This window comes from Christiangramia sp. LLG6405-1 (assembly GCF_045055805.1).
In the GTDB taxonomy this organism is placed as follows: Bacteria; Bacteroidota; Bacteroidia; order Flavobacteriales; family Flavobacteriaceae; genus Christiangramia.
Genome location: NZ_CP159330.1, coordinates 1,256,341 through 1,269,140, shown reverse-complemented (window position 1 = coordinate 1,269,140; position 12,800 = coordinate 1,256,341). Strand labels below are relative to the sequence as shown.

Sequence of the window (12,800 nt, the reverse complement as noted above, 5' to 3'; positions counted from 1 at the left end):
GGAATAATTAGAAGCTAAGAAAAATGATTACGAATACAGAACTTGAACATAAGGGGAATTTATACCCTACCGGCCTGATTTCTTGCGAACACGATCAGGATACCGTCAATTTTATCACGAAAAATGGCGTAAGGCTACAGCTAACGATCCTTCGGGACAATATGATGCGATTTCGATATACCACCAATGGTATTTTTGAGCACGACTTTTCATATGCAGTAGATCAAAATCATCCTCATGGGTTTAACCACCTGGAGATTTCAGAAGAGGACACACACGTTGTTGTAAAGACTGAAAAGTTCATTTGTAAAGTTGCCAAGGACGATCTGCGTGTAGGTATGTATGAACACAGCGGCAAAATCATTCTGGAAGACGAACTTGGTTTCCATTGGGAAGAAAGCTTCGAGTTTGGAGGGAATTTTGTCAAAATGAGCAAATCTTCTAAAGACCAGGAAAGTTATTTCGGACTTGGAGACAAGCCAACCAACTTCAATTTAAAAGGTAAAAGACTGAGCCTTTGGAATACAGATCAATATGCTTACGGAAAAGATACGAACGAACTTTATAAAGCGGTTCCTTTCTATATGGGGCTTCAACAAAATATTTCCTACGGAATCTTTTTCGACAACACATTTAAAACACATTTTGATTTTTGTAGTGAACGTCGAAATGTAACCAGCTTCTGGGCAGATGGCGGGGAGATGAATTATTACTTCATCTACGGTCCTCAAATGACCGATGTCCTCACAACGTATACAGATCTTACCGGTAAGCCGGAATTGCCACCAATGTGGGCATTGGGATTTCACCAGTGTAAATGGAGTTATTATCCTGAAAGCAAGGTCAAGGAAATCACCTCGAAATTCCGGGAATTAAATTTTCCATGTGATGCGATCTACCTGGATATTGACTATATGGAAGGCTTCCGTTGCTTTACGTGGAATAAGGAATTTTTTCCAGATCCTAAACGAATGGTTCGTGAACTGGAAGAAGATGGATTTAAGACCGTTGCTATCATAGATCCAGGTATTAAAATAGACCTGAGCTATGATGTTTTTAAAGAAGCTTTGGACAAAGACTATTTCTGCCGCCGTGCAGATGGACCATACATGCGAGGTAAGGTATGGCCGGGGGAATGTTACTTTCCAGATTTCACCAATCCCGATGTACGTGAATGGTGGAGCGGTTTGTACAGAGAACTTATTGGTGAAATTGGAGTAAAAGGAGTCTGGAACGATATGAACGAACCGGCAGTGATGGAGGTTCCAGGAAAAACTTTCCCGCTGGATGTTAGACATGATTATGATGGTCATGCATGTAGCCATAGAAAAGCTCATAATATCTACGGAATGCAGATGGCGAGAGCCACCTATGAAGGAGTTAAAAAGTTCAATTTCCCGAAGCGACCGTTCATTATTACCAGGGCAAATTATTCTGGAGGACAGCGCTATACTTCAACCTGGACTGGTGACAACGTAGCTACCTGGGAACATTTATGGCTTGCAAATGTCCAGATACAACGACTTTGTATGAGCGGAATGAGCTTTGCCGGATCTGATATTGGTGGTTTTGCCGAGCAGCCTTCAGGAGAACTTTATACCAGATGGATACAACTAGGAATATTTCATCCTTTCTGCCGTGTTCATTCCTCGGGAGATCATGGCGAACAGGAACCATGGTTCTTCGGAGAGGACGTACTTGACATTAGCAGGAAGTTCGTAGAATTGCGTTATCAGCTATTGCCATATTTATACACTGCGTTCTATAATTACGTCCAGGAAGGGCAGCCAATTCTAAAACCGCTGGTTTATTTTGATCAGGAAGATGTGCAAACCCACTATAGATCTGATGAATTTATCTTCGGAAACCAGATCCTGGTGTGCCCAATTCAGGAACCAAATGTACAGGGACGAAGAATGTATATTCCAAAAGGCCAGTGGTACAATTTCTGGAGCGATAACCTGGTAAATGGTGGTAAGGAAATTTGGGTTGACGCGCCACTGGATATCGTACCTATATTTATCAAGGCCGGAGCAATAATTCCTAAATACCCGATCCAGCAATATGTAGATCAGGTAGAGATTGAACAAATGACGCTTGATGTATATTACAAACTAGGAAAAGAGAATTCTGAATTTTATGAAGATGCGCACGATGGGTATGAATACCGCCAGAACATTTATAGCCTTCGTACATTTAAGCTAACAGGTAAAGAAGATGAGGTGATCATCCAGCAGCATAAGAGCGGAAAGTTCTCAGCTTCCTATGACACCTTTAAACTGAATCTACACGGTCTTCCATTTGAAATTAGACGAGTATTCTACGAAAATGAAGAAGTGCCGTTAGATACACTGCAATACAATGCTGAAGATAAAAGCATGATCATAAAGAAGGATTTTAGTGAACTACAACTGGTTGGATAATTACTATTAGTGGAATAAAAAGCCTGTTCTTGACGAACAGGCTTTTTTTGTGGAATGAATACTGGAAACTACCGCTCTAAGATAGAGTTATAATCCTTTCCGTAGAATTTCTTCAGACTTTCCTGAAGGCGTTTTGGACTGGAAAACCCTGCTTTGTATGACACCTCCATGGTATTAAAATCACCATCGTTCAGCAATTCTCTTCCGTATTCTGCATGGACAAACTCTATAAATTCCTGAGGTGAAAGGTTCACCAGACTTTTAAGTTTCATGAACAATGTGTTACTCGAAATACCTAAGGAAGCGCTAAGATCGTGCACAGTGAAATTGTCTTTTTCAATATTATCAAGGATAGTCTGTTTTGATTCCTGAATAAATTTTCTATCACGATCAGACCTGTATACTATGTCACCACTTTGCAAATGACTTTTGATAAAGCCTTCTCGAAATTTCTGCTGACTTTTCAAGGTTGAAGCGATCTTATTCATCAATAATGTGATATTCAAAGGTTCACTGATAAGTTCTGTAATTTCAGCTACCTGATCCGTATCAAATTGCTGTCCCTCATTTGTGATCATGAATATATCGATATGGTTGAGAGCAGGATTACGCCTAAGCATTTTAGATAGCTGAATAGTGTTCATATCTGACAGCATGCTCGCTGCAATTATGATATCTGGAAAGATCATACTTGCTTTTTCAATGCCTTCTTCAGCCGTTGCCGCCTGGTAAACCTGGCAATGATGACCAATTGAATTGGCCAGCAGTTCCCTGGAGGAAGTTTGAGAGTCAATGATCAATATCTTACTGCCACTAAGATTTTCAATTTCCTCCGGAAGGGATTTAGCAATTGCCTTCTGAGTGTTTTTAGACTGAAGGATTCCGGCAGCACGTTGGGGTACCCTGCGATAATCTTCCTGCCTGTTCTTTAATACAGCAGTGTATGTTGAACCTTCATTACTTTGCGTTTCAAAATTAAAGCTTCCTCCAGCTTTATTAATGAGTTCCATAGCCTTAAGGATATAACGAAGTCCGCTCTTATCTCTAAACTTCATTCGTTGATCCAGACCACGCTTCTTTTCCAGCACCTTAATATCCTGCGCAGGAATGCCTTTTCCGGTATCTGTGATCTGAACCTTCAGATCTCCAACACCAGTGCGAATAAGATTCAGAATGATCTTTCCATTTTTAACCGAATACCCGGCACTGCCCGATATCAAACTAAAGAAGATCTTATCCAGCATTTCCAGATTGTAATAAAAAGGTTCATCTCCCCAATGGTTATTAATGATCAAGTCGAGATCTTTCAATTTGTAGACCGGTTCGATCTCATTTACAACCTCTGGAAGATGTGCATCTAATTTTATACTGGAAATTTCATAGACAGATTCTTCATAATTGAAATTCAGGATCTGGTTGAAAAGATCATCAAACCTTGCAGCATATCGCTGTAGATCCTCTTGATTATCCGCATCTTTAGAAGCTGAGATCTTACTTAATGATTGTACCGCGCTTTCTACAGGTTTCTGAAACTCCTGTTGCAGTTTTGCTCTAAGTTCTTCCCTGGCCTGCCTATCAGCATTTCTGGATCGAAGCACGAATACATATGCAAATATGATCACAGCGGCTATAATTCCAATTCCCATAAATAGATATACAACCCCAATTCCTCCTGAAACTGCTGCGACTTCTACGGGAATCTGTTTAACTTCAGACCAACTGGAATTTGGTAATTTTGACCTCACTTCGAACATGTAATCTCCCGGAGGCAGACTGGCATAGCTGGCTGAATTCACTTTTGAAGGTTTGGACCATTCATCTTCGATTCCCTGCATTCTCCAGCTATAAAGTAATTCATCTGGAGACCAGAATGATAATCCCTGGAAGGCTACCTGGAAACCTGTATTTTCCTTCACGTCGATGATCGAACCACTTAGTAATGAGATCCTTCTTTGCTTTTCATTACGAACTGAAGCTTGCATAAGAGTTCTGAATTCCACTTCAGGTTTGAGTTCCTGCTGCGCAAGCATACTTTTCGGCTTAAAAATATTAACCCCGTTCGCTGTCCCCAGGACAAGGGAACCGTTCGTCATTTTAGTAAAACCTGTAGTTAGTTCAGAAGTTGTAAGTCCGTTTAATTCACTGAATACTCGAAGGTTCTTCTCGTTCGGATCATAACTGGCAAGACCTTCATCTGTAGAGATCCAGTAATTTTCATCCTCTACGATCACTCCTTCCACATTATTGGACGGTAATCCAAATTCTTCATCAAATATCTCTAAAGCCTCCGTTTCGAAATTGTACGCGATCAAACCTGTGCCTTCTGTTGCAAATAGACCTATACCTTCCTGAGTGATATACAATTGGTTGATCGCATAATAATGCATGGTTTCGCTGGCAGTCAGCTTATCAAGATCGCTAATACGACCACTAACGGGATCAATGGAATGAACACGATTCCTGGTTGCGACGATCAATTTTCTGGGTCCGAGTTCTGCAATGGCCTGAACTTCTTTTAAAGGAAATGTTTTAATCTCATTGGAAGTACTGATCCTTGTCAAATAACCTGTTTCTCCGCCAATCCATGTATTTTCAGAAGAATCAATAAATAATGCATTTGCCTCCAGAACCTCTGTTTTGTAAAGTGCGGTGGGTGCATAATGAGCTCTGAGAAGTGTATTGATATTAATCTTATACACACCATCTTCACTGGTCGCCACCCATACATACTGTCCATTAGCAGCAATGGAAGTTATCTTATCTGGATTTTGTCTTGCCTTTATATAGTTTAAATTTTTGATATGACTATAGCGATCGGTATCAGGGTTCCAGATGCTCAGACCTTCACTAGTTCCAAACCAAACGTGTCCACGAGAATCTGTAGCCATGGCACTTAACCTATTACCTGCCAGACTCGAATATTTCGCAGGGTCATGATGTAGCTGCCATATTGATTCTGAAGATAGATTTTTCAAATAGAGTCCGTCGTTTCCAACTAGCCAGAGTAAATTTTTATCGTTTAACTGGGCTGCAAATAATTGCTGCGGAAAGCTTTCCTCTTTTTTAATAAACTTTAGTTCCTCATCAAATTTGAACACCCCATTATCACGGGTAAGGGCGATGAGCTTTTCGTTTGTTTTGAGTAAATCTGTTATATGACCTCTGGTAAAATCGAAAGGCAACCTGTAGATCTTCTGAAATCTATCCAATTGCGCATCAAATTCGAACATACCCTTTCCGTTGGTAGCCAGCAACAATTTATTGCCGAGTGGTAAAAGGGCTGTGAACTGCAGATTTTCGTAATATGAAGTTTTAAGTCGTCTAAATTTTCCGGATCTTCTATTAATAGCGATCACCGCATTTGGCCCGGCAAAAATAATTTCATCGTTAAAGATAGTGGATGTGGTTGCCTGAGTATTTTCAGAAAGAAATCTTGAAAGTCCGAAATCTTTGGCTTTAGAATCGACGTTCAGCTTGAAAATACCGTTTTCTGCAGCCACCCATAACTGACCCGCCGGGTCTTCCAGCATCTCATAGACCTTCCCGGGCATGGAACTAACAAATATAAAATCCTGTTTTCCGCTCTCGAGAACAGCCATACCTTTGTTTCCGGTAAGCCAGACCTGCCCTTTGGAATCTGTTAATGTAGCACTATATTGTTTCCCAATCTCAGCGGGTATACCCCGAAATTTGTTGTAATCCTCTACTTCCGCTGAGTTATATCGAATAACTTTTAGTGGCGTTGTGATCCAGAGATAATCCCCTTTAGCCTGCTGAATATGGACATTTTCAGCATTTGTAAAGCTATTGATCATCCTGACTTCCTGCAGAGATTTATGAACCTGTGCCGTACCCTTCACAATCATTCCCATAAAAACCACAAGGAATAACCGGAACACTAAATTAGATTGTCTCAAATCAACAGAAATTATAAGTTAAGCAGGAATAATTTAGGTAAAAATCGACTTATTAAAGTTCTGTAAACAAAGACTTTAGAACCTAGTTATTAAGACGATATGAACAAAATGAAGTAAGAAAAATCCTATGAGAGCTATAAGCCTGAAACAATCTGAATCCCGGAAGAGGTTCCAATGCGATCTGCACCAGCATTTATATATGCTAAAGCTGTCTCCTTATCGCGAATTCCTCCTGAAGCTTTGATTTTTATATGACCACCAATACTTTGCTTCATAAGTCTAATATGCTCTAAAGTTGCCCCGTCTGTACCAAAACCTGTAGAAGTTTTTACAAAGTCTGCTCCCGCTTTTTCTGAAATCTCACAGGCCTCTATAATTTGCGAATCACTTAGATAACAGGTTTCTAGAATGACTTTGAGAATCTTTTCTCCAATTACCGACTTTATTGATCTTATTTCCTCTTCTACTTCTTCAGTTAAACCAGCTTTAAGAAAACCAATATTCAGAACCATGTCGATTTCATCCGCACCTTGTTCGACCGCAATTTTGGCCTCTTGCACTTTTGCTTCCGAAGTTGAAGAACCCAATGGGAAGCCTATAGTAACGGCTAGCTTTACATTAGATTGTCTAATTTGCTCTGCGGCTAATAATGCATAACATCCGGAAACACAAACCACATAGAACTCATAATTAATCGCTTCCTGACAAAGTTTTATAACTGCCTGAGGACTGGCATCAGGTTTTAATAGCGTATGATCGATATAGTGATTCAGTTTCATCTTAGGGAAGTTTAATTTTATCTACTTCAACCACACCATTTGCCTTTAAGCGCATAGAGATCCAAAGGTCATTTTCATCTGCCTTAAACTGAGCAACTTCAAGATCTTCAAGGAAACCAATAAGATTGATGCCCTCCTTGGCTTCTATCTTATTCTCCAGTTTATTGTTCAAAGAATTCATCTGCTCTTCCAGTTGAGGCATGAAATTAAAATTCATCTTTTCCTTCAACTTAGCGTATAACCATTTGTTCACAACAGTTTCTAAAGCTTGATTTACAAGCCAGTTGTTATTCTGCCCATCGATCTCATAATTTGCCAGTTCAATTTTTTGTAGTTCACGATCCAGGTGCAAACTTGCGTAGAACAAAAATTTAACCTGCTTATTCTTAAATAAACTGGTAAGCGTTTGCACCGTAACGGGCAGACATAGATCGTACTCTGGATTATCACTTTTCTCCATAGTTATATCCAGGATCTGGGCATAATTAGATTTTTCGCCTTCCTCATTCTCTTTGCTAATGATCTCACCAACCAATTTCTGCTTTAAAAAATCGTTAAGAGCAGGATAGCCAATCTTTATAGGAATGGTAATATCAAAGTCGGCTTCAGATATATTTCGGTTTGTGTCAGTCATCATTTTGAAAGATTTGAGTGATTCGAAGATATAGAAAACTTAGGTTTCAGAATGGATACAGGAGGAGTTTAGCAAAATCTTATAATGACTGAAATACTAAAAAATTGAAACTAAATGTAAAGTTTTATTTACTTTTTGTAAAGCAAACCATTCTAATTAGATTCTTTTTATATATTTGTGTCAAATAAACTTTACATCATGGAAACATCAACGAGTAAAAACTGTACAACCGGGCGCACAAAGCTCCTGGCATTATGGACCACACTTTGGGTTACATCCCTAGCAGTGGTGGTTTTTGGAAATCTTTATCTATGGCCTGGCAATAATACGATCACGACCATTTTACTATTCATCAATCTACTAATTGGAGTTGGAATGATCATCGCCAACATAAAGCACCTGAAAAGTCTGGACGAGTTACAAAGAAAGATTCACCTTGAAGCTATGGGCCTTGCACTGGGGATAGCGCTCATCCTGGGAATTAGTTACTCGACAATGGATGTTACAAACCTTATTAATTTCGATGCTGAAATTTCGCATCTGGTAATTGTGATTGGATTAAGCTATATCGCAGGAGTAGTAATTGGACAATACAGGTATCGATGAAAAACAGAATCAAAATTTTAAGAGCCGAGCATGATTTGACGCAGGCTGAACTCGCAAAAAGACTAAATGTATCCAGACAAACTGTTAATGCTATTGAAAAAGGAAAGTTTGATCCCAGTTTACCTTTAGCCTTCAAACTTTCCCACCTGTTTGACAAAACAATCGAAGAAATTTTTGAAGCTGAAATCGAAGCATAAAAAAAGGGGCCGATTCCCTACAAGTCGAGCCCCTAATATTTAACTAAATTCAGCAGCTAAAGTATCCAGAAAATGGAGCACAGCTTAACTCAATAGCATTTATTATTAGCTCAATTCAATACTGATTTTTTGTATTACACTATTTATTAAATAGTTACGAATAATTCTCAGTACCTCAAAAATCATGACTCCAGAGCTTTTTTAACATCATATTTAGGTTAGGTTTTAAGATATTCCCAAATAACGTGAGCTTAACAGGACTTGTTATATGATTCAATTAGTTTTGAATCACCAAAAAAATAAGTCATGAAAAATTTAAATGTTTACTTAAAGAAGACCGGATTACTAATGCTATTCGTAGGAATAGTAAGTTGTGGATCCACTAAGAATGGAGATATGACCGATCTTAAAGCTGATGCTACGGAAGCTAAAGCAGCGATGACCGCAGCAGAACCTAATTTGGCTGAGTTATTTGCAAGTTCCGCTGGATATGCAATTTTCCCGAATGTTGGAAAAGGTGCTTACATCATCGGTGGTGCTTCTGGTAACGGGATTGTTTACGAAAACGGAACAATGGTAGGATATGCTAACCTAAAGCAAGTTGATGTAGGACTGCAGGTTGGTGGAAAAGCTTACCGAGAAGTAATTTTCTTCGAAAATGAAGAAGACCTTAACAAGTTTCAAGAAGGAGATTATGAATTATCTGGAAATGCCACTGCGGTAATTTTAGAAAAAGGAAAATCTAAAACTATTAAGTTCACTGATGGTACAGCTGTAGCAACTATGCCTAAAGCTGGTGCGATGGTTGGAGTATCTGTTGCAGGACAGAGATTTGGATACACTGAAATGTAATATCAGGTATTATAAAATGATCAAAAACCGACCTTAGGGTCGGTTTTTTGTTTTTAGACTTTTCATGATGGACTCGATTAAAGTCTGTATACATTGTATAGATATGAGGAGCCTGACTAAAAATGTCAGCACAAAGAACTATCTAAGTTTTGTTAGGTTGAGATTATAGACATTGCATCTAGAAATAAATTTAATGCATATAGCTCGAAATACTTTTGTAATCACTTTATTTCAACTTTATCATTTTTCTTCTGAAAATACTTTTAATAACTGCAGTTTCTTCTTTATGCTTTAGATTACTGCGAGTAGCGAAGTAGAGAATATTACTGACTTCTTTTTTACCAGACCAAACTAGTTGAATCTTAGCATCCCTGAGTGAATCATTTACTAAGAAATCAGGCACTATTGCAAAGCCTTTATTATTCTCTATAGATCTTATGATAGAACCAATATTTGGTAATATATAATTCGGCTTAAAATCTACCCTTTTTTTAAAGTTTTCATACCAGAAACGTCTAAAGTGGTCCATCTCATTAGATGCGCTATACCAGGTTTGCTTCTTCAGTATCTTCTCCAGCTCACCGAAATTTTCATTGTCGATCAAAGAGTTTATCTCTTTTAATTCCGAATCTTTTCCAGCAACCATTACGATATTCTCTTTTGTAAAAGCTTCATATGTTGCGAGAGAGTTTTTAGTATCAAACTTAGGAGTTATGACTAAATCCAGAATGCCATTGTTCAGATCTTTGATAAGCTCTTCATGATCTCCAAACTTTGCCAGCAGGTTGAAATCCAAACTTGAAATTTCAGATTCGAGTATCGTTTGAAAGGTTTCAGTACACATGCCAATATTAATGGAAGGTATTTCTTCCTGGGAAGTTTTCTTAAAATGCTGTTCAGCTTTTTCCAGTTTCTTAACCGCATCCAGCACAAAATTGTAAAGTTGTTTACCTTCTTCTGTCGGGATCATTCTTCGCGATGTCCTTTCAAAAAGTTTACGACCTATATAGGATTCCAGTGCATTCAAATGAACGCTTACCCCTGGCTGACTTGTAAATAAGGCCTCAGCAGCTTTTGTTAAGGTGCTTCTCTCATAGATCGCTACAAAGGTGCGATACCATTCCATACTAACCATCTATTACTATTTTAATACAAAGGTATAAATCATACTATTTTTATAATAGTATGACGACACTTAATTTTGTCCCAAACTAATAATTTAAGAAGTTATGAAGAATATTTTTGTAATCAACGGTGGTCATACGTTCGCGCATTCTCCCGGCCGTTTTAATAAAACACTATTACAGAATACAACAAATTATTTCACCAATAGACCAGGCTTTAATGTTAGAACAACTGAAGTTGAAAAAAAATACGATTTAGAAGAAGAAGTTGAGAAGTATAAATGGGCCGACATAATTATTTACCATACTCCAATCTGGTGGTTTCAGGTTCCCTTTGGATTTAAGGAGTACATAGACAAGGTTTTTACTGCAGGGCATCAAAATGGAATCTATACAAGCGATGGAAGAAGCAGGAAGAATCCTTCTATTAATTATGGAACCGGAGGAAGTCTGCAAGGGAAGAAATACCTTCTAACAACTAGCTGGAACGCTCCGGAAGACGCTTTTAAGCTTGAAGGAGAATTTTTCGACCAGAAAAGTGTTGATGAAGGACCACTTTATGCCTTCCATAAAATGAACAAATTTATTGGTCTGGAATTTATGGCTTCAACGCATTTCCATGATATGGAAAAGAATGCAGATGTTCCCAGGGAACTGAAAAAATACGATCAATTTCTGAGTCGGATATTTGAAGAAATTTGAGATTCAAAAAAGGATGATAATAGAAATAAAAAAAGCCATTCGAATGAATGGCTTTTTGCTTAGTAGCGGGAACTGGACTCGAACCAGTGACCTTCGGGTTATGAGTTTTTGATACTATGCTATCAATTTAATATAAAAACATTGAAAATCAATTGTTTATATACTATTTAATATAATTTGACAACATATGATATCAAACAAAACCAACAAATGTTGTACCTATGTTGTACCTAAAATGATTATCTTTATGACCTAAATATTTTGTTATGGCAACAGTTCGGGTAGTGTTAAGAAAAAAGAAAAACAAAGCTGGGTTGCTTCCTATTGCAATTAGGATTACAAAAGACCGTAAAAGCTCTTATCTAAATACGGGTCAATATATTGAGGAAAAATATTGGGATAGGATTAACCGGAATGTTCGCAAATCGCACCCTAATTCTAATGTATTGAACAATTTTATAACCACTAAGGTTGCAGAAGCAAACGATAAGGTCATAAAATCTGAAATGAATCCTGAATACCAAACAGTTTCAGAAATAAAAAATAAAATTGTAGTTACCAAAGGACTTGATTTTTTCGCTGTGGCTGAAATGCATCTTCAAAACCTTAAAAACAGAAACAAACACCATCAATATGATACTGAATTTGGTCGATTAAAAAAATTTAAAGAATTTCTTGTTAAAGATTCACTTCCCTTCAATAAGCTTAATGTTACAGTTTTGAAAAAATTTGAAACTCACTTATTACATAGTAAAAACCTTTCGCCAAGAACGGTAGTGAACTACTTAATCCTCATAAGAACAATATTTAATTTAGCTATTTCTGAAGCAATTACCGATAGAGGTTTATATCCATTTGGTAAAGGAAAAATGACAATTAGGATTCCCGAATCACAAAAAATAGGATTCTCAGCAGAAGAGATTCAGAAGTTAGAAAATGCAGAAGGAATAACGGAAGTCCAACAAAAAGCTATCCATATTTGGCTTGTAAGCTTTTACTTCGCAGGCATAAGAGTTGGTGATGTATTAAAATTAAAGTGGTCAGATTTCAATGATGGACGCTTACACTATCGAATGAACAAAAACAGTAAATTAGTTTCTCTTAAAGTACCAGATAAGGCTATAGAAATTTTCAATTTATATAAAGAAGAATCATCATATGGCGGTCTTGTATTTCCCCAATTAAAAAGTGTAAACCTTAGCGATTCTGAAGAAGTGACAAAGCGAACTCAATCTATAACCAGAAACTTGAACAGAAGACTGAAGATTGCTGCTAAACAACTCGGCATAAATAAAAACATTAGTATGCACATAGCCAGGCATAGTTTTGGAAATATATCCGGGGATAAAATCCCAATTCAAATGTTACAGAAACTATATCGTCATTCTTCCGTAACGACTACTATACGTTATCAAGCTAATTTCATCCATAAAGATGCTGATGATGCATTGGATAGCGTGGTTAATTTTTAAATAAAATATGATTATTTTCTACATCAGTTCAATGTAACAAACAAATTAAATTTGTGTTAATCCCAATAAAAACTGTTAAGATTTTGTAATTTTG

Annotated in this window: 10 protein-coding genes; 6 read left to right on the top strand and 4 right to left on the bottom strand. The window is 37.6% G+C overall.

Annotation, left to right across the window (positions count from 1 at the left end; all coding sequences use genetic code 11):
- Positions 1-23: 23 nt before the first annotated feature.
- Positions 24-2,423, top strand: a complete 2,400-nt coding sequence (locus ABVM50_RS05860) for a glycoside hydrolase family 31 protein (protein WP_405200370.1) — start codon at positions 24-26, stop codon at positions 2,421-2,423.
- A 68-nt stretch (positions 2,424-2,491) separates the two neighbouring features.
- On the opposite strand, the gene ABVM50_RS05855 is transcribed toward ABVM50_RS05860, so the two are convergent.
- From ABVM50_RS05855 to ABVM50_RS05845, 3 genes are all read right to left on the bottom strand, one after another.
- Positions 2,492-6,340 carry a triple tyrosine motif-containing protein gene (locus ABVM50_RS05855; protein ID WP_405200369.1) on the bottom strand — a complete coding sequence of 1,283 codons (3,849 nt, stop codon included), beginning with the start codon at positions 6,338-6,340 and terminating at the stop codon, positions 2,492-2,494.
- 134 nt (positions 6,341-6,474) lie between these two features.
- The gene (deoC, locus tag ABVM50_RS05850; protein ID WP_405200368.1) at positions 6,475-7,119 is read right to left on the bottom strand and encodes a deoxyribose-phosphate aldolase; all 645 of its coding nucleotides are present in this window, start codon (positions 7,117-7,119) and stop codon (positions 6,475-6,477) included.
- A gap of 1 nt (position 7,120) precedes the next feature.
- Positions 7,121-7,756 (bottom strand): DUF4403 family protein, encoded by a 636-nt coding sequence (locus tag ABVM50_RS05845; RefSeq protein WP_405200367.1) that lies wholly within the window; start codon positions 7,754-7,756, stop codon positions 7,121-7,123.
- 195 nt (positions 7,757-7,951) lie between these two features.
- On the opposite strand from ABVM50_RS05845, the gene ABVM50_RS05840 reads away from it, so the two are divergent.
- From ABVM50_RS05840 to ABVM50_RS05830, 3 genes are all read left to right on the top strand, one after another.
- Positions 7,952-8,359: a hypothetical protein gene (locus ABVM50_RS05840; protein WP_405200365.1), complete on the top strand. Its 408-nt coding sequence runs from the start codon at positions 7,952-7,954 to the stop codon at positions 8,357-8,359.
- On the top strand, positions 8,356-8,556 hold the full coding sequence (locus ABVM50_RS05835; protein WP_405200363.1) for a helix-turn-helix transcriptional regulator: 201 nt from the start codon (positions 8,356-8,358) through the stop codon (positions 8,554-8,556). Before ABVM50_RS05840 ends, ABVM50_RS05835 begins: the two co-directional genes overlap by 4 nt.
- A gap of 306 nt (positions 8,557-8,862) precedes the next feature.
- Positions 8,863-9,408 (top strand): YSC84-related protein, encoded by a 546-nt coding sequence (locus tag ABVM50_RS05830; RefSeq protein WP_405200361.1) that lies wholly within the window; start codon positions 8,863-8,865, stop codon positions 9,406-9,408.
- Positions 9,409-9,634: 226 nt separating this feature from the next.
- Here ABVM50_RS05830 and ABVM50_RS05825 read toward each other — a convergent pair whose 3' ends face one another.
- Positions 9,635-10,543 carry a LysR family transcriptional regulator gene (locus tag ABVM50_RS05825; RefSeq protein WP_405200360.1) on the bottom strand — a complete coding sequence of 303 codons (909 nt, stop codon included), beginning with the start codon at positions 10,541-10,543 and terminating at the stop codon, positions 9,635-9,637.
- 94 nt (positions 10,544-10,637) lie between these two features.
- Here ABVM50_RS05825 and ABVM50_RS05820 point away from each other — a divergent pair, with 94 nt between their 5' ends.
- Positions 10,638-11,234: an NAD(P)H-dependent oxidoreductase gene (locus ABVM50_RS05820; protein ID WP_405200359.1), complete on the top strand. Its 597-nt coding sequence runs from the start codon at positions 10,638-10,640 to the stop codon at positions 11,232-11,234.
- Between the two features lie 266 nt (positions 11,235-11,500).
- Positions 11,501-12,706, top strand: coding sequence for a site-specific integrase (locus ABVM50_RS05815; RefSeq protein ID WP_309562725.1), 1,206 nt, complete (start codon positions 11,501-11,503; stop codon positions 12,704-12,706).
- Positions 12,707-12,800 lie beyond the last annotated feature (94 nt).